The organism is Psychrobacter sp. CAL346-MNA-CIBAN-0220, from assembly GCF_040309805.1.
In the GTDB taxonomy this organism is placed as follows: domain Bacteria; phylum Pseudomonadota; class Gammaproteobacteria; order Pseudomonadales; family Moraxellaceae; genus Psychrobacter.
Genome location: NZ_JBEOPF010000376.1, coordinates 1 through 264 on the forward strand (window position 1 = coordinate 1; position 264 = coordinate 264).

Below are 264 nucleotides of genomic sequence, written 5' to 3' on the forward strand. Positions count from 1 at the left end.
GCTTTAATACTCGCACCTCAGCCGGTGGTAGTGGTAAACCATTTGATGCAACAAGTATTTTAGAAAATGGTGTACTACAGTTTGATGTAAAAGTAATGTCAAATCCAAATGATCCAGCAGCTGTTTGGACAATGAAGATTGAATCTAATGAAGGCGATACAGCGGTAGAGCTTCCATTAACCGATGCTGGCGATGCACCCGTTGCTGGTGAGTGGAAAACTTATACCTTTACATTCGCTGACTTAGCGGGCGCAGGTTTAGATG

The 264-nt window shown here is 43.2% G+C and carries 1 protein-coding gene; it reads left to right on the forward strand.

Annotation, left to right across the window (positions count from 1 at the left end):
- On the forward strand, positions 1–264 hold a 264-nt coding region (locus tag AAEY88_RS14030; protein WP_350563363.1), incomplete at both ends, for a hypothetical protein.